This is a genomic window from Clostridioides sp. ZZV14-6009 (assembly GCF_020658095.1).
Taxonomy (GTDB): Bacteria; Bacillota; Clostridia; order Peptostreptococcales; family Peptostreptococcaceae; genus Clostridioides.
This window is the reverse complement of the sequence record NZ_JAGWDG010000057.1, coordinates 1-467: the sequence shown is the minus strand read 5'-3', so window position 1 is coordinate 467 and position 467 is coordinate 1. Positions and strand designations below refer to the sequence as shown.

At 29.1% G+C, this 467-nt stretch carries 1 protein-coding gene; it reads right to left on the bottom strand.

Annotation, left to right across the window (positions count from 1 at the left end):
- Nucleotides 1-72: 72 nt before the first annotated feature.
- A partial coding sequence (locus KGF36_RS19890; RefSeq protein ID WP_227854978.1) for a zinc ribbon domain-containing protein occupies nt 73-467 on the bottom strand: 395 nt, incomplete at its 5' end.

The window sequence follows — 467 nt, the reverse complement described above, 5'->3', positions numbered from 1 at the left end:
ACTATCTAAACGATAGAATCATAGGTGGTTACAAAGCCAAGCTACTTGGACGGTGTCTTCGCCACTACTACCTTATATGGTAGATACTTTTAAATTAATAGGTTGCTTATGGTTTATACTAAAATTAACTAAATTATATTTATGTTTTTTATTTAAAATATTCCATGCACCAACTATATCTCTATGAGTTTTATAACCACAAGTACAACTATAAGTTCTACCAGTTGGTTTGTGTTTTTTAGAACACTTTGGGCAAGTTTGAGATGTGTAGTTTTCTTTAACTAGCTTAACTTCAATACCTTGCTCTTTAGCCTTATATTTAATATAGTCTTTAATGCGACCATACTCCATTTGAGATATTTTTTGTCTATTAATTCTATTTAATCTTTTCTTCTTTTTTGTATTTTTCTCAATCCCTTTTATATCTCCTAAAACTATTTCACATACTTGTTGCTCTACACAAAAGT